The organism is Bacteroides sp. 3_1_23, from assembly GCF_000162555.1.
Classification (GTDB): domain Bacteria; phylum Bacteroidota; class Bacteroidia; order Bacteroidales; family Bacteroidaceae; genus Bacteroides; species Bacteroides ovatus.
This window is the reverse complement of sequence record NZ_GG774949.1, coordinates 2,733,257-2,750,981: the sequence shown is the minus strand read 5'-3', so window position 1 is coordinate 2,750,981 and position 17,725 is coordinate 2,733,257. Positions and strand designations below refer to the sequence as shown.

General features: G+C 41.8%; 13 protein-coding genes and 1 riboswitch. Of the genes, 5 read left to right on the top strand and 8 right to left on the bottom strand.

Annotated elements, in window-relative coordinates; all coding sequences use genetic code 11:
- Window positions 1-80: 80 nt before the first annotated feature.
- From HMPREF9010_RS13450 to HMPREF9010_RS13475, 6 genes are all read right to left on the bottom strand, one after another.
- Window positions 81-866, bottom strand: coding sequence for a DUF4465 domain-containing protein (locus HMPREF9010_RS13450; protein ID WP_008648720.1), 786 nt, complete (start codon window positions 864-866; stop codon window positions 81-83).
- Between the two features lie 36 nt (window positions 867-902).
- On the bottom strand, window positions 903-2,876 hold the full coding sequence (locus HMPREF9010_RS13455) for a YncE family protein (protein ID WP_032852546.1): 1,974 nt from the start codon (window positions 2,874-2,876) through the stop codon (window positions 903-905).
- 23 nt (window positions 2,877-2,899) lie between these two features.
- Window positions 2,900-4,942 (bottom strand): TonB-dependent receptor plug domain-containing protein, encoded by a 2,043-nt coding sequence (locus HMPREF9010_RS13460; RefSeq protein ID WP_008648718.1) that lies wholly within the window; start codon window positions 4,940-4,942, stop codon window positions 2,900-2,902.
- A 183-nt stretch (window positions 4,943-5,125) separates the two neighbouring features.
- Window positions 5,126-5,326, bottom strand: a riboswitch (cobalamin riboswitch).
- A 770-nt stretch (window positions 5,327-6,096) separates the two neighbouring features.
- Complete coding sequence (locus HMPREF9010_RS13465) at window positions 6,097-7,041, bottom strand: DUF5106 domain-containing protein (protein WP_004304184.1); 945 nt, start codon at window positions 7,039-7,041, stop codon at window positions 6,097-6,099.
- 157 nt (window positions 7,042-7,198) lie between these two features.
- Window positions 7,199-8,980 carry a sensor histidine kinase gene (locus HMPREF9010_RS13470; protein WP_004311246.1) on the bottom strand — a complete coding sequence of 594 codons (1,782 nt, stop codon included), beginning with the start codon at window positions 8,978-8,980 and terminating at the stop codon, window positions 7,199-7,201.
- A 27-nt stretch (window positions 8,981-9,007) separates the two neighbouring features.
- Complete coding sequence (locus HMPREF9010_RS13475) at window positions 9,008-9,697, bottom strand: response regulator transcription factor (protein WP_004300631.1); 690 nt, start codon at window positions 9,695-9,697, stop codon at window positions 9,008-9,010.
- A gap of 241 nt (window positions 9,698-9,938) precedes the next feature.
- Between HMPREF9010_RS13475 and HMPREF9010_RS13480 the strand changes: the two genes are divergently transcribed.
- The 4 genes from HMPREF9010_RS13480 to HMPREF9010_RS13495 all read left to right on the top strand — a co-directional run bounded on the left by HMPREF9010_RS13480 (window position 9,939) and on the right by HMPREF9010_RS13495 (window position 14,857).
- Window positions 9,939-11,132 carry a hypothetical protein gene (locus HMPREF9010_RS13480; protein WP_004300629.1) on the top strand — a complete coding sequence of 398 codons (1,194 nt, stop codon included), beginning with the start codon at window positions 9,939-9,941 and terminating at the stop codon, window positions 11,130-11,132.
- Between the two features lie 59 nt (window positions 11,133-11,191).
- Window positions 11,192-11,992, top strand: coding sequence for a DUF3805 domain-containing protein (locus HMPREF9010_RS13485; protein ID WP_004300628.1), 801 nt, complete (start codon window positions 11,192-11,194; stop codon window positions 11,990-11,992).
- A 1-nt stretch (window position 11,993) separates the two neighbouring features.
- Complete coding sequence (locus tag HMPREF9010_RS13490; protein WP_004311243.1) at window positions 11,994-13,862, top strand: ABC-F family ATP-binding cassette domain-containing protein; 1,869 nt, start codon at window positions 11,994-11,996, stop codon at window positions 13,860-13,862.
- A 155-nt stretch (window positions 13,863-14,017) separates the two neighbouring features.
- The gene (locus HMPREF9010_RS13495) at window positions 14,018-14,857 is read left to right on the top strand and encodes a histidinol-phosphatase (protein ID WP_004304183.1); all 840 of its coding nucleotides are present in this window, start codon (window positions 14,018-14,020) and stop codon (window positions 14,855-14,857) included.
- Window position 14,858: 1 nt separating this feature from the next.
- On the opposite strand, the gene HMPREF9010_RS13500 is transcribed toward HMPREF9010_RS13495, so the two are convergent.
- Window positions 14,859-15,074 carry a hypothetical protein gene (locus HMPREF9010_RS13500; RefSeq protein ID WP_004304182.1) on the bottom strand — a complete coding sequence of 72 codons (216 nt, stop codon included), beginning with the start codon at window positions 15,072-15,074 and terminating at the stop codon, window positions 14,859-14,861.
- 26 nt (window positions 15,075-15,100) lie between these two features.
- Window positions 15,101-16,336, bottom strand: a complete 1,236-nt coding sequence (locus tag HMPREF9010_RS13505) for a hypothetical protein (RefSeq protein ID WP_004311242.1) — start codon at window positions 16,334-16,336, stop codon at window positions 15,101-15,103.
- A 180-nt stretch (window positions 16,337-16,516) separates the two neighbouring features.
- Here HMPREF9010_RS13505 and HMPREF9010_RS13510 point away from each other — a divergent pair, with 180 nt between their 5' ends.
- The gene (locus HMPREF9010_RS13510; RefSeq protein WP_004300623.1) at window positions 16,517-17,716 is read left to right on the top strand and encodes a pyridoxal phosphate-dependent aminotransferase; all 1,200 of its coding nucleotides are present in this window, start codon (window positions 16,517-16,519) and stop codon (window positions 17,714-17,716) included.
- Window positions 17,717-17,725: the final 9 nt, after the last annotated feature.

Sequence of the window (17,725 nt, the reverse complement as noted above, 5' to 3'; positions counted from 1 at the left end):
TATAAGTTTGATTATTGGTAATCAATAGGCTGATTAAAAATAAATATATAATAGGTTGAGGTCAATCGAGCAGTGGTTATTTAGTCTTCGATAGTGATACCGTCAAGACAGAAGTAGGTCGGTGTCAATGGACCGTATTCATTCTTTTTGGTAGATGTTAATGAGAATTTTAGTCCTTTCGTTTCTCCCAATGAAGTTAGATCTACCCATTTCCATTGATCGAGGAGATTGGTTCCTTCTGCCAAATAACAATCTACGTGCATTGTTTTATCATAATTGTAGATAGTAAGTTTGAATGAGTCGTTGCTTCCGAATATTTCTTCTTCACCATAATATCCAGTTCCTTCTTTCATACTGCTATAAGCATAGACACTGTTTGTTACATATAGTCCTTTTACTCTATAGTCTTCCAGTTCATTAGGGTTGTCGTGATCTCTGAATCGTATTGCGGCTTCTTTATCAGAATTCTTTCCGATTTTATATCCGGCAGCTCCAACGATAACGTATGTATTATTGATTACCCCTTTTTGGGTGATAGCGCGATAATCATAGCTTGCGAAGTCTGGACAATCTTCTACTGTACAATTCGTAAATGCAAAGCTATCTGAATAGAAACCGTATGTTGAAGATACACAGTCAAATTCAAAGATTCCACTTGCGTCAGTTAACAGATTGTATTTATAGTTAGTTGTTCCCCACTCACTACTTACTGACCATGAATCATCCGGATTTTCTTGATCGCCCATGTCGAGTGTATGAGTTTCGTAATTAGGCAAGCTAAGTATGTATGTTTTTGTATCGTCATCATCGCTACAGCCACAAAATATAAATACTGATAATAGTAATAATAAGGATAATTTTTTCATGTTCTTTTCTAATTTTAGTTATTAATAAATTGTTGATTATTTTTTGAAATGTAAGTTTTCAACGGTTGTGACTTCGGTTGATATTTCACCCATTTGTCCTGCGTCTTGGTTAACTGCAGTCATAATCTTAACGAAATCTATTTGATCCAAGTCGGCTGGTGTGCCGTTACTGTCCACAGCCCAATCTATCTTGAAATTACTGCCTTCCTTGGTGTTGGGATGGTTGTCTGCATATCCCCATGGATAACAATATCCTACCCATAATCCATTTTCTAAGACAGCATTATCTTTTAGGCGTGTTCCCTGAAATGTGATTTCATCATCTTCTATCCAAAGTGGATAATAGGATTCCTGATTATGGTAACTGTTGCGGAGAATATATCCTTCGTTTTTTTTATTATCCTTCCAGAAAACATTTTGGTTGGCTAGGTTCGGACGGTAATAGGTTATTTCATATTCTCGGGTTTCTGTATCTTTCCCGTATTCGCTGCCTTTCAGTTCATACCATTCGTCATCAGGTTTTCCATTACCGTTTGCATCTTTGGATACGAATACAATTCCCGGTTCGGCACTTCCTCCCAGTTTTCCTGTTCCGGTTTTGGAATTGTAGTAAGCATTACCTCTTACTTTGAAGTCATATTCTCCCGTTACATTCGGAATGGGCTGTGGGAATCCTAAAACAATGTAGCCACCGAATCCTCCTAATGTAATAAGCGATTTTTGCTGGATTCTGCGGGTTGCTTCTTCCAATATTTCATCGTAGGTAAATCCATCCTTGTATGCTGATGTGGTAGTATTGATAAATTGTCCGGGAGCAGGGCGGTATTCCCATACTTTATTGGCGAAAGCTAGAGGGTTTTCCGTGTCATCGTCATTGTCGTCAATATTGCTTTGTGAGGCTTTGTCACTGAATACGATGGTATTCGGGTTAAGTCCGATGTTGTTTAGGCGAAACATGAGTTGTCCTTGTTGGTTGAAACAAAGTAAGTCGCCGTAAGTGGTGTAATCGCGTGCTTCGGTGATATATACATTGTTGCTGTAAGGGTTGATATTGATACCGTAAGGTGTCTTTATCACAGTTCCATCGGTTATGAAATTCTCACGGATTGTTTCTTCTGTTTTCAGATTGAACATCTTGATAGAAGAAGTCTGTGTGGTGTAGTTGTAATTATATAGGTAGGCTATGTCTCCGTCGATGGCGAAGTTTTGCACTTTCTCGTTACATTGAGTGACTTTGTTTGTCCGGCAGTCTATCTTGACGAAATTATAATCTCCGGCTTCTATATCTCCGCCACGGGTGGCTACATAGACGGTTTCATCCGGACCTGCTATTATTTTACCGGGATTCGGGCCTACTATAATTTTGCTACTCTCTTTGAATGTGGCAATATCGACAACGGATACTGTATTATCTACACCCAGCCCTGATGAATAATCCAATCCGCCGGAATTGGAAATATATAGCTTTTCGTTTTGTACACAAATGCCGTCAGGGTTACGTCCCACTGTTGTGATAGCATCTATGGAGAGGGAAGTTGTGTCTATACGCGCAACGGTTCCGTCATAGGAACATACGTATGCTTTTTCTTTATGAAAAGTGATATAGCGTGGTTGGCGGGAACTCCCATTTTCTGCCTGCATCTGAATTTGTTTCACTGAGGTTCCTGTACGAAAATCTATCACTTCTACTGTACTGGAGATGTTGACTACGACATACACCTTGCTTCCATAAATAGCCATATCGTTGGCTGTATCTCCTAATCCCCGGTGGTTGACTGCTTTGAAGTAATCACGAACCATTTGTTGATTACCGAAAGAGAAACGTGCTAATGAGCTGTTATTCTGATTGAACAGTCCTTCACATAATACATATAATTCAGCGGTACCTGTTTCTGTCGGATCACCCATAATGCCTGATGTGAAAGGTTTGTCTTCCATGTCATCACATGCCATGAATAACAAGATCGATGACAGCCAGCACCAGAATATATATATTAATTTCCTTTTCACGTCAATATCTTATTTTATAATATTTAATATCTTATTTTTATTGTTGCTCTTACAGATCGTCCGGGCATTGGGAAGTATTTCACAATCTCGTAATTCTTGTCCATCAGGTTCAGTACTTCCAAGCTGAAAGAGGTGGTGACTTTTCTTATCAGGAAATCACGGCTTGCAGAAATACTGTGGTCGCTATAACTATCTAATCTGTTTTCGGCAATGTTTTGTCCCAACGCATAGCGCTTTCCTGAAAATAGGAATGAGTAGGACAGATTGATCCATGGTGTTTCGATACCTGCCTGCCCCGAAGCGGAGACGCGGGGAGTGTAGGCTATCTGGTGTTTGTATGTTGATTCATACGTGTTTGGATCGGGGGGGGTAACGTCTAATGCTCGTTGGTATGTATAGTTACCCGAGAGGTTGATGCGGATTTTTTCCCAAGGTTGGAGAGAGAGGCTTCCTGTAATATCAATGCCTTTGATGTCAACCTGTCCCAGGTTTTTCATGCTCCATACTGCAAGGTTCTTGGTAGGGTAAGCGATGATTTTATCTGTTACCTTATTATAATAAGCGTCGACGGTTGCTGACAAATAGGGTAGGAACGGACATACATTCTTGCTGTATGTCAGTCCGATATTGTATTGTTTGGCTTTTTCCGGCTTTAGTTGTGTGTTTCCTACTTCTTCGTAATATAAGTCGTTGAAACTTGCCAGGCGGAAAATGTCTTTATAGAAGAAGCGTACACGGAATTCTTCATTATGAAAAGGTTTGAATGCGGCACTTACATAAGGGGTTAATTTACGGTGATTGCCGGCACTGCCGCCTTTCTTTACATCTTCATTGATAATGGTTGCTAATGCGGATGCGGAGATTGTTAACCAGTCATTCACGTATTTGCCGGCGAATGCCGTTAGCCATGAATAGCGCGTGGGTTGTACAAAGTTGTTTAGATCGGCGTTCATGGTGTTGATGCTTCCGTCGGTGGAAAGAGAGAATGAGAGGTTGTTCAACAGTCTGTATAGTACAGAAGCGGAAAGGTAATATTCTTGCTGGTAGTAGCTGTTTTCTGTTTTCTTTAATGAGTTCTTTGTATCGGGGTCTAGGTAACGTTGATAGCTCCAATTCCACTTGGCAGAGGTTTGGAATACCCATTGTTGGCTGAATTCTTTCTTGTATTGACTTTGTATGAAAGTGTTTTTATCCCACAGGTGTTGGGTAGAATGGTCGTTGTAGAAAGTGGTAGCTTTGGGTAGTCCCCGGGAGGATTGGAAGTAATAGGCTTTCAACCGCCATTGTTCTTTATCGGAGAAGTTACCGTAAAGTCCGGCTTCAGCACGGAATGTTTGTACGTCTGTATTCTTCCGTTTCTCACGTGAGGACAGATCTCCTTCTGCACTTCCATAGCGCAGTGTATATGGATAATGTCCGTCAGAAGACATCCATTCGCCATTGACTGACATGCGCCATGTTTTATTGAATTGTTGTTCCAGCAGGAGGGAGGGATTGACTAATCCCCAGGAACCTGTTTTGAAAGCTCCTGCTATGTTGGTCTTTTTGTCTTTTGTGAACTGTGGGGTAAGTGTCTGGATATTCAAGATACCTGCTGCTGCAAAGAAGCGGGCGGGCTGGAAAATGTTGTCACTTTGACCATTGCTTAAAGAGAGTTGGTCAACATTATCAAGCGAGAAACGCCCGATGTCGATTTGTCCCGTTTGGCAATCGGTTAGGGTGATCCCGTCATAGCCAACAGCGGTATGTTGTGCTCCCAGGCTTCGTATGGATACTGTTTTTAGTCCGCCAATACCTCCGTAGTCTTTTACGGTCACTCCGGCAAAGTGTTTCACTGCGTCGGATACTTGCAGGGCGTGCAGGTTTTTCAGGGCGTCTTTGGAGAATACTTGCAGGGGAGCGGTAGAACGTACTTCGCGAGTCTGATAGATATCTGATACTGTTATTTCAGGAATAGAATATGTATGTGTCGTATCTACCTTTTGCTGTTGTGCAAAAAGTGGTATGGATAAGAATTGGCAGCAGAATACTGCAAAGATCATTTTCTTAAATGTTCTCTCTTTCATTTATTCCTTATTTCAGTCTGTTGCTATTTAAAAGTGTCCGGGCGAAATCCCTTCGACCGGACACGCATAAATAAACTTGGCAGAGTTTATTCGTTTTAACACACTTTCTCTGAATTAGAGTGATGAATGAAATGATAGACGACTTGTCCGGTTCATTAGACTCAACGCTTTTTCCTCGAAAGCAGTGAAACATAATTGCATGGTAGGTCTTCTGACTTATTCCTGTTACAAACGCCTTCCCAGATTATTCTCCAGTGGCAATGAGTGAATTGCTTGTAACATGCATGGAACTTACAGCAGCGGGACTGTTCAGGATTTACACCTGATTCCCTTTTAATTGCTTCCCCCGTAAGGGAGTCGCAAACCAATGCGGGACAAAGATAGGGAGTTTATTTGTTTTTTCCAAGTTGGGGGATATTCTTTTTCTTTCGTCCTGATACGAAAGAGAAAGAACCAACTTGTTTTCTTCGATATTTTCTGTATTTTTGTAAATGAGACTGTCACTTATTACAAAATTTACCAAATTAGCGGATTTTAGAGGCGGGTATTGAGTTGCCCGCCTTTTTTTATTTGTTTGACATAAGATTAGCTTTTAAAAAGTATCTTTGTCTATGTCCAACGTTGGACGTATGAAACAGATTTATTGAAACATAATTGGTCGTTTTTTATAGGTGGATGCAGCGGTATCCACCTATTTTGTTCCTTACTGCACGGTTTTGAACTAATTCATTTCGGTATGGTTTTGAAGCAAATGATACTTTAGCAAACAAGTATTGAAACGGTAGCCCGTGAAATAATATAGAATTTACCTAACGTACAAACGTACGTTACCTACCGTGTGAATGTCCGTTACCCACCGGGCGAGCATCAACAACCTACCAGACAAAAGTCGGTTATCTGCCGGACGAACAGTTCATGAGGGACACGGGAACAGAAACGGCACCGACGAAGTGGTCCGAACCGACAACGGCAGCATCCAAAGCCATCTTCTCTGCCCAGTATTATTGCTGTTGTTTATAACAGAAATAATACTTTTACTTACTCTTCTTTACTCTTCTCTACTCTACTGGTTTTCATTGGCTTTTCCCCCTTTACTGGTGGGCGTTTCAGCGCTTTGTACAGCCCTCTCCGAACACCCTCATTTTTGTATCGTTTTACTCTAGTTCAACATTAGTTAAGTATTCTTCGATAGCTTGTGCGGTGGCGTCTTTTAGGAGCACGGTCTTTTCTTTGTTTAAAAGGTAGAGGGTGGGGATAGCCTTCAAATCATATAGTTGTTGTTCTTTGATGGCAAATTTCTTGTCATATCCGTTGATCCATTCTTTGGGGAATTCATTCAGGTGTTTTCTCCATTCGTCCAACTCTTCGTCAGGGTAGATAGAGAGGACTGTTAGTTTCTTTTGTCCCAAAAGTCGGTTGATGATAGGTGCGTTTTTCAGGGCATCTATTGTTTCTGTGCAGGCATGACAGCCGGGGTTGTTGATGAATAGGAGGATATAGTCGGCTTGCTGTTGATAGAGGGAGCCTTGTGCGCCGGAAGCTAATGTGTAGCTGAAGTTCAGGGCTTTGGTTCCGATACGGTTTTTCTGTGCTAATTCCCGGCGGGCTTTAGGACGTACTTTCTCAATTTCCTCTAACAAGGGAGAAGCTAACATGGCGTCTAATACGGGAATATAGAATTCTTCGTTACGCATGGGGGAGTTGGGGTCGTATAAATATTTATCCGCCAGGTCGGTGATGTAGGTGAATACTTTTTTGTCTACATTCGTTTGTTCGATTGTTTTCCGCATGGCTTCTTGTGCAGTTTCCAACGGGACGTGATTCAGTATGTCACAATAATCCGCCCAAGCTTGTTCGGTCACTTCGGGGTGGTGGATGTAATTAGTGTCGGCGAAGTTGACGTTATCCCAATAGTGTTTTACCAGAAAGTCTGCCCGTTGTTCCGGGGCTGTCATCATTGGGGGGATGGCAGGCAATGTAAAGGTTTTAATGGTGTCTTGTATTACATCATTTTTGTTCAGACTGGAAGCGTTGCCGCTTTTGCAGGCACAAAGGCAAAGGATGCATATAGCTGGAAGAATATGGATGTTTGTTTTCATAACTAACAATTATTACATTGAATTTATGTAGATTACATTGGTGACAAAGATAATGTCCTTTCTACTTTATTCAAAGAATTTTTCTTCCTTTTATTTTGCTGCGTTCTCTTCTGTTAGTTTTTTTGATTAGACAAGTTTTGCAGGATAACTCCTGATTTTACTTCTCCTTTGCCAATGTAAATACAAATTCCAGCCCGCCTCCCTGATTGTTCTTGGCGGAGATGCTGCCACCGTGGATGATGACGGCGTTCTTCACAATAGCTAGTCCCAGTCCTGTTCCACCTACTTTCCGTGAACGACCTTTGTCTACCCGGTAGAAACGTTCGAAGAGACGATTCAGATGTTCGGGAGATACTCCAATACCTGTGTCGGCAAAGCTGAAATAGTAGAAATTCTCATCTTCACGGAAACAGTTGATATTGATCTGGATATTACTTCCGGCGTATGCGATGGCATTGTCCATTAGATTACGGAAGATGGAATAAAGTAGTGAGTAATTTCCTTTGATTTGTATACTCTTCTTTAAGGAGTTGACGACTGTAATATGTTTTTCGTCAAGCTCCAACGATACTTCGTTGATGATGTTACCTACCAACACACTGATGTCTACCCGTTCCATGTCGATCATGCTGGCGGCTTCATCCATGCGGGTGAGTACGGAGATGTCGCGTAATAACCGACTTAAACGGTTGCTTTGTGCATAACAACGTTCGAGGAATACGTTGATCTTCTCGCGTGGAATATTTTCATTGCTGACAATGGTTTCCAAATACCCTTGGATACTGCTGACGGGAGTTTTCAACTCATGGGCGATATTCTGGGTCAGTTGGCGTTTGAGTCTAACCTGTTCTTCTTCCTGGGTAACGTCGTTGATGGAAATCTCGAAGCTGGCATCCTGGAAGATGATACATTCTACGATAAATGTCCGTCCATTCTTATTGATGGTGACAGACATTCGTTTTTCACCTTTTCCTCTCGAACGTTCTTGCTGATTCTTATTGATAAAATGAATGATCTCTTGCAGTTCGCTGATGGCAAAGACTTCTTCTGTTGTTTCCAGGTTGGAGTCTGAAATCAGGTTACTGTATTGGGTGAAAAGATTGTTGACAAGAATCTCTTTTTTGTCTTTAGTAAATATACCTAGTCCTTCGTGTGAGATTTGAAGGTGGGTGATTAGCTTTTCACGTTCAATGTAGAGAGCTTCTTTGGTTTCGTGCAGTCGTTTGTAGATTTGAATGATGTGCTGTGATATTTCTCCCAGTTCGTTGTGCGGGAAGGCGGATTGCATAGCCATTTCGATAGGCTCGTTCCGGTCGGCGCGCATCGCAAATTCACGGAGCTGGCTGATGGAAGTCCCCAGTTTGTTGGTGAATTTGTAGAAGATAATCATTAATAATAAGGTCACGATTACGGTAAACCATAAATAGTGCGGGTCTGCTTGCAGGTTGTTGATGAGGCTGACATTGTAAGGTAAAGCCGAACGGACAATATAATCTTTATAATGAGTGGCCGAATAGAAATAGGGAACTCCGGTTGTCTCGGAAGTACGGCGTACATCATATCCGTTGCCATGTTTTATGGCTTTCTGTACTTCCGGACGGTTCAGGTGGTTCTCCATCTGGTTATTATGACTTGGATAGCTGTCGTAAACAACATTTCCTTGAGCATCAATAAGGGTTACACGCAAGTCTTCCAGGATATGGTTATTGATATAACCGTCGATGATTTCACTGTCAAGAGGTTGATTCTCCAGTTGTTCGTAGAGCCTGCTGTTGTAATCTTGCAGTTTGGTGTTTAGCAGTTCTATTTTATATTCCCGTTCACGTTGATACTGGTACGCAATAAAACAAATGGCAAATACCAGGAATAGTGAAATAACCGAAAGGAAAAGTTTTCGGCTAAAAGAAAGAAAATGCTTTTGAGTTACAGGCAGGTTCATAATAACTATTTAATTCGGCATAATTATTTATTCAGCTTCAAAACAGTATCCATATCCGAGACGGGTGACAATGCATTTGCCGTATACCCCAATCTTTTTACGTAGACGGGTGATGTTTACGTCGATAGTACGGTCGAGCACGTACACTTCGTCACTCCAGATGCGGGCCAGGATGTCTTCACGGGAAAATACACGTCCTTTATTCTGTACCAGCAGAAGCAAGATCTCAAATTCTTTTTTGGTCAATGGCACTTCTTCATCGTCGATACTTACTTTTTTCTTTGTGATGTCAATAACGAGCGACTGATAAGTAAGACGTTCGGGGACTCTTTCCGTTTCCGTTGTCACTGTGCGTCTTAATACGGCTTTCACACGGGCGATGACTTCACGCAGCGAGAAAGGTTTTGAAATATAATCGTCTGCTCCCAGGTTGAATCCGGTCACAGTATCGTTTTCGGTATCTTTTGCTGTGATAAAGATAATAGGCACTTTAGCTGTTTTCTTGTCTTTTTTCAGGATGTTCGCCATTTTGAATCCGGAGATTTCTCCCATCATCACATCGAGGAGAATCAAGTGATAGCTGCTGATGTCCATCTTCATTGCTTCTTCAGCAGAGTTTGCAGTATCAACTTCATAACCTTCGTTTTCAAGATTGAATTTCAGAATCTCACAGAGGTCTTCTTCATCGTCGACAACTAGAATACGGTAATCGTTCATAAGATGTATGTATTAATGTGATATGACAAAGTTACGTTTTTATTTTATCCTTTGCAAAGATGAGGAGACTTTGTTACGGGCAGATGAAACAGACGTTACAATCGTGTTACATTCCGGGAATTCCGAGAATTGATGAGGAATATGGAAGTTTTTGTTGATTGTAAGAGGAAAAACCGCTCACTATTTGTTATCTTTGTTAGCGAGATACAATAGAAACGTTTGATTATAGAAACTACAAATAATGATAAAAATTGACTTAAAACGGCATCGGAAAGAAATAATAGGATCGGTGGTGGTACTGTTAATTCTCCTTGGCGGTATGTCTGTGTTTAAATATACTTCATTCAATTCCGGTTTTGAGATTGTGGATGATCTGGGCGGGAATATATTTCCGTCAGCGATTTTGTCTGTTGCCACTACTGATGCGCAGGTGATTGTTCCGTCGGATTCTAATTATTTGGGGAATCCGAAATCGTGTATTGCTGTTCGGGTGAAGTCGAAGACAGCCTATAGCCGGGTACGGATTGAAGTGGCTGAAACGCCTTTTTTCTCCCGTTCGGTGTCGGAATTTGTACTAAACAAGCCTCGAACGGAATATACGATTTATCCTGATATCATCTGGAACTATGAAGCTCTGAAAAATGAGGTGCAGGCAGAACCGGTAAGTGTGGCTATTACTGTCGAGATGAATGGAAAAGATCTGGGGCAACGGGTGCGTACATTCTCTGTGCGCAGTATCAATGAATGTCTGTTGGGGTATGTATCGAATGGAACCAAATTCCATGATACAAGTATTTTCTTTGCTGCCTATGTCAATGAAGAGAATCCGATGATTGACCAGTTGCTTCGCGAAGCACTGAATACTCGTATTGTCAATCGCTTCTTAGGCTATCAGAGTAAGGCTAAAGGGGCGGTGGACAAGCAGGTGTATGCTCTCTGGAATATATTGCAGAAACGCAAATTCCGTTACAGTTCTGTTTCCAACACCAGCCTTTCGAGCAATGTTGTTTTCTCGCAACGGGTTCGTACGTTTGATGATGCACTGGAATCTTCGCAGATTAATTGTGTGGACGGTAGCGTACTGTTTGCATCACTGCTTCGGGCTATAAATATCGATCCTATTCTGGTACGTACGCCGGGACACATGTTTGTGGGGTATTATACCGATAATTCACATACTGATAAGAACTTCCTAGAAACAACAATGATTGGTGATGTCGATCTGGATGACTTTTTCCCGGATGAACAGCTGGACTCCACAATGGTAGGCAAGTCGCAGAATGAAATGTCGCTATTGACTTTCGAGAAATCGAAGCAATATGCTAATAAGAAGTATAAGGAGAACGAAGAAGGTATTCATTCCGGGAAATTGAATTATATGTTTCTGGAGATTTCTAAAGATGTGCGGAGGAAAATACAGCCAATAGGGAAATGATGTTTTGTAATTCGTATTTAATTCGTACTTTTGCCAAGTAATCATTTTAAAGTAAAAGGATGCAAGGCAAGAAATTTATCTCTCCCGGAGCATGGTTTTCTATGAACTATCCATCAGACTGGAATGAGTTTGAAGATGGCGAAGGCTCTTTTCTTTTCTATAATCCCGATGTATGGACGGGGAATTTTCGTATATCCGCATTTAAAGGAAAAGCCGGTTATGGCAAAGATGCCATCCGGCAGGAACTGAAAGAGAACGATTCGGCTTCATTGGTGAAAGTCGGAACGTGGGAATGTGCGTATAGTAAAGAAATGTTTCAGGAGGAGGGAACTTATTATACTTCCCATTTGTGGATTACAGGCGTTGACGATATTGCTTTTGAATGTTCTTTCACCGTGCCTAAAGGTGGAGTTGTGAAGGAGGCGGAAGATGTAATCGCTACTTTGGAGGTACGTAAAGAAGGGCAGAAGTATCCTGCTGAATTGATTCCTGTACGTCTTTCTGAAATTTATTTGATTAATGAGGGATATGAATGGGTGGTATCTACTGTGAAGCAGGAACTGAAAAAGGATTTTCAAGGAATAGAAGAGGACTTGGAGAAACTTCAACAAGTGATTGACAGCGGTAAGATTGGTTCGAAAAAGAAAGAGGAATGGTTGGCTATTGGTATCACTGTTTGTGCAATTCTGGCAAATGAAGTGGATGGCATGGAATGGAAAACGTTGATTGACGGCAACCGGGAAGCTCCTGTTCTCCAATATAAAGATCGGACCATCGATCCGATGAAGCTCGTTTGGAGTAAAGTAAAGGCAGGAGAGCCTTGCAATGTAATAGAAGAATATAAGAAGTGTTTGGATTAAAATGGCAGTACCTTATTTACAGATAGATAACCTGACCAAGTCTTTCGGTGACTTGGTTCTTTTTGAAAATGTATCTTTGGGCATTGCCGAAGGTCAGCGGGTAGGATTAATAGCAAAGAACGGTAGTGGAAAGACTACTTTACTGAATATCATTGCCGGAAAGGAAGGTTATGATAGCGGTAATATTGTTTTTCGTCGTGATCTTCGGGTGGATTACCTGGAACAGGATCCGCAATATCCCGAAGAACTGACAGTGCTCGAAGCCTGTTTCCATCATGGTAACAGCACGGTGGAATTGATAAAGGAGTACGAACGCTGCATGGAAACCGAAGGTCATCCGGGATTGGAAAACCTCTTGGCACGTATGGATCAGGAGAAAGCTTGGGAGTATGAACAGAAAGCCAAGCAAATCCTTTCACAACTTAAAATCCGTAATTTCGATCAGAAAGTGAAGCAACTGTCCGGCGGACAGCTGAAGCGTGTTGCTTTGGCAAATGCTTTGATTACCGAACCGGACCTGTTAATCCTTGATGAGCCGACCAACCATCTGGACTTGGATATGACCGAATGGTTGGAAGATTACCTGCGTCGTACCAACCTTAGCCTGCTGATGGTGACTCACGACCGTTACTTCCTTGATCGTGTTTGCTCCGAGATTATCGAAATAGACAATCAACAAATCTACCAATATAAAGGTAACTACAGCTATTATCTCGAAAAGCGTCAGGAACGTATTGAATCTAAGAGCGTGGAAATAGAGCGTGCCAATAATCTGTATCGTACAGAACTCGACTGGATGCGCCGGATGCCGCAGGCACGCGGACATAAGGCTCGTTACCGGGAAGATGCTTTCTACGAATTGGAAAAGGTTGCGAAGCAGCGTTTTAATACTGATAATGTAAAGCTGGAAGTGAAAGCATCGTATATCGGAAGCAAGATATTCGAAGCCGACCATCTTTTCAAGAGTTTCGGAGATCTGAAGATTCTGGATGATTTCTCTTATATCTTCTCTCGTTATGAGAAGATGGGAATTGTAGGAAATAACGGAACCGGAAAATCTACTTTTATCAAGATATTGATGGGACAAGTCAAGCCTGATAGCGGAACAGTGGATATTGGCGAAACAGTTCGTTTCGGTTATTATTCGCAGGACGGACTTCAGTTTGACGAACAGATGAAAGTGATTGATGTGATACAGGATATTGCCGAAGTCATCGAATTGGGCAATGGAAAGAAGCTGACTGCTTCTCAATTTCTGCAGCATTTCCTGTTTACTCCTGAAACCCAGCATAGCTATGTCTATAAATTGAGTGGGGGAGAGCGTCGCCGTCTTTACCTTTGTACCATCCTGATGCGTAATCCTAACTTTCTAGTATTGGACGAGCCTACCAATGACCTCGATATTATCACGCTGAATGTGCTCGAAGAATATCTCCAAAACTTCAAAGGCTGTGTGATTGTCGTTTCCCATGACCGTTACTTTATGGATAAAGTAGTAGATCACCTGATGGTATTCAACGGGCAGGGAGATATCCGTGACTTCCCCGGAAATTATAGTGATTATCGTGACTGGAAAGAGGCGAAAGAACAAAAAGAGAAAGAAGCGGAGAAGCCGCAGGAAGAAAAGACCGCCCGTGTCCGCCTGAACGACAAACGTAAGATGAGCTTCAAGGAAAAGCGTGAATTCGAGCAACTGGAAAAAGAAATCGCCGAACTGGAAGCTGAAAAAACACAAATTGAGGAACTTCTTTGTAGCGGCACACTTTCCGTTGACGAATTGACTGAAAAGTCAAAACGTTTGCCCGAAGTCAATGATATGATTGACGAAAAGACAATGCGTTGGTTGGAACTTAGCGAAATAGAAGGCTGATTCGTGCCACTATATTGGCACCTTTGTGCCACCTCTTTGGCGTAGCAGTGCCAACATGCTGGCACAGTTGTGCCACTTCGATGGCACAAGTATAGTTTATTATATTCCCGGATAACCAAATAATGATAATATACCCCCAAACAATATAACCTAGTATGACAAACCTAACCAATTATCATAGCCACTGCCTGTATTGCGACGGACGAGCCAATATGGACGATTTTATTCGTTTTGCTATCAGCGAAGGGTTTACTTCTTATGGCATTTCTTCTCATGCTCCACTACCATTTTCTACCGCATGGACGATGGAGTGGGATAGAATGGAAGATTACCTTTCCGAATTCTCTCGTCTGAAAAAGAAATATGCAGGTAAGATAGAGCTTGCCATCGGTCTCGAAATTGACTACCTGAATGAAGAAAACAATCCCTCTTTGCCTTGTTTTCAAAAACTACCACTTGACTACCGGATAGGTTCTGTGCATATGTTGTATTCTCCAGAAGGGAAAATCGTAGATATTGATACCCCGGCAGATCTTTTCCGTCAATTGGTAGACAGGCACTTCGATGGTGACTTGGATTCTGTTGTCCACCTTTATTATAAGAACCTGCTCCGTATGGTAGAGCTGGGAGGATTTGATATTGTCGGCCATGCTGACAAGATGCATTATAACGCTTCCTGTTATCGTCCGGGTTTGCTTGATGAAGCATGGTATGACACGTTGGTCCGCGATTACTTCGCGGTGATTGCCGCACGTGGTTATATGGTGGAAATCAATACCAAGTCTTATCATGAGCTGGGTACATTCTATCCGAATGAACGTTATTTCCCTTTCCTGAAAGAATTGGGTATTCGGGTACAGGTGAATAGTGATGCGCACTACCCTGAAAGAATAAACAATGCCCGCTTCGAAGGGTTAGCCGCTTTGAAGAAAGCAGGTTTTACTTCGGTGGTAGAATGGCATGGGGGGAAATGGGAAGATATTCCCATAGGATAAGTTATTCCATATCCAGGATCTCTTGTTTCTCTTCATTCAACGAAATCAACGTTTTCTTTAGCTCGTCTATTCGTGAATCAATTTCAGTCAACTTCTTCAGATACATAGTTCTAGGTAGCGCATCTTCATAGGCCATGATAAACTCCTCTTTTTCGTCAAAGAGCTGCTCTATTTGCTCTTCAACTCTATTTATAGCACATGTAATTTCTCCTATCATAAATCTTTCGTTTTTTATAGATGCCTTTATTCCATCCTCTTGCAAGCATTTGCCTGGAAAAACTCGTTCAACGTATCTTCATAGTTACCATGAAGCATAATATGATGATTTCCCAGTGGATTCTTTAAGAAGTATTCGGCCGGAGTATTCATGCGGATGCGCACTTGTGTACGGCACATATTAATATAATTAGTGTTTTCAGTCAATGTTCCTGTAGACAAGTAATATTCATCCAGACATTCACCGCCACATTTTATGATCGTTACATCCCCCGTCGGAAGTAGCCCTTGTATGGCAATTCCTTTTTCTGTTTCAAAGTGATTGCGGATAATATATCTCTCCGTTTGTTTGAGACCTACGGTGCAATGTGCCAATATCAGTTCATTCGTACGGGAATTAATCATGGAAGGATTTGCCATAAATCCGTCTTTACCCGTAAGTGCTTTAACTGCTAATAGCGTAAATACAGATTGAAGATCTCCTTCACAACCTGCTATTATCCCGTCATCATTCAATAAAGATAATGCCACGCATCCGGTAGTGTCGATTTGTTCAATCAGTTTAAAGCAGCTTAATGTCAGCGCTTCCAGATTTTCTTCCTGACAGACCTTTTTGATTGCCCGGTATAATCGCATCGCTTTGATTAAATCTTCGGGAGTTCCTTCGCGGCAGGCAAGAGCTTGTGATGCTACAGCTGCGCATGATGCTCCGACTTGGTCATCCGTAATGTGTTTAAATTGTTCATAAATCCGTTCCAATGGAATATCTACATATTCGATTCCCCAACGACGTTTTGCCAACAAGTAGTCTACGTTACTGGCAACTAACCAGGAAGAAGGACTTCCAATGACTCCGATACGTTTGCCGAACAAGGAACGTTGTGCCTGGAAATTATTATAAAGTGTATGGATACGTAAGATGATAGCCGGTAATTCACCGTGCAGAATTTCACTTTTCATTCCGCGTCCCCGTAACCAGGTGGAAATTTCCAGTGCGGCAGCAAGAGAATTCTGCATGCCGTCTGCCAGTAAAATGGCGGGGCGAGGGAGGTTTTCGAAATGCTGTATGACCAGTCTTTCCACCCCACCGGTAGCGACGAAAATGATTTTGAAATCGTCACTACTAAGTTTGTCCATATCTTGATGGTCGACGAACTTTACAGTATAATATTTTTCAATCTCGCTCAAAATAGCTTCGTGCGAGCTACGTAGCGAGACTTGTTTGTGAAGTATTGAAGCGAATGAGATAAGGTGTATGGTCATTATGATATTGTTTTAAGTTTTCCGTATGACAAATGTATAGCTTTCTTTTCAATTTACCATAACGATTTTAACCTTGCTAAGGTTTTTAAAGTTTTTATGTCTCTGTATTCAAATTATTGCGTACATTTGCAGCTCCAAGTAGAAAAAGTAAATAGTAATTAGTAATTTGTAGTTAAAATTATGCCAACCATATCCATTCGCGGAAACGAGATGCCTGCATCTCCTATCAGAAAACTGGCTCCTTTGGCAGACGCTGCCAAGCAACGCGGAGTCCATGTGTTTCACCTGAACATCGGACAGCCTGATCTGCCCACTCCTCAGGCCGCGATTGACGCGATACGCAATATTGATCGTAAAGTGCTGGAATATAGCCCCAGTGCAGGTTATCGTAGCTATCGCGAAAAATTAGTGGGATATTATGCAAAGTTCAATATCAACCTTACAGCAGACGATATAATCATTACATCAGGAGGTTCGGAAGCCGTGCTTTTTTCCTTCCTTTCCTGCCTGAATCCGGGAGATGAAATTATCGTTCCGGAACCTGCATACGCTAACTATATGGCATTTGCAATCTCTGCCGGGGCTAAGATTCGTACTATTGCTACGACCATTGAAGAAGGTTTTTCTCTTCCGAAAGTAGAGAAGTTTGAAGAACTGATTAATGAACGTACGAAAGCGATTCTTATTTGTAACCCAAACAATCCTACCGGTTATTTGTATACACGTCGTGAAATGAATCAGATTCGTGACTTGGTAAAGAAGTACGATTTATTCCTTTTCTCTGATGAAGTATATCGTGAGTTCATATATACCGGTTCTCCTTATATTTCTGCCTGCCATCTGGAAGGTATTGAAAATAATGTGGTACTGATTGATTCGGTATCCAAACGATATTCCGAATGTGGTATCCGCATTGGTGCGTTGATTACCAAAAACAAGGAGATACGCGATGCTGTTATGAAGTTCTGTCAGGCTCGTTTGAGTCCTCCGTTGATTGGACAGATTGCTGCAGAAGCTTCTTTGGATGCTCCGGAAGAATATTCACGCGAAACGTATGATGAGTATGTAGAACGTCGTAAATGTTTGATTGACGGTTTGAACCGTATTCCCGGCGTTTATTCGCCCATTCCGATGGGAGCTTTCTATACAGTGGCCAAACTTCCGGTAGATGACTCCGATAAGTTCTGCGCATGGTGTCTTTCTGATTTTGAGTATGAAGGTCAGACTGTATTCATGGCTCCGGCTTCCGGTTTCTATACCACTCCGGGATCTGGAATCAACGAGGTTCGTATTGCTTACGTATTGAAAAAAGAAGATTTAACCCGTGCACTTTTTGTCTTGCAGAAGGCTTTGGAAGTGTATCCGGGAAGAACGGAATAAATTCTAGTA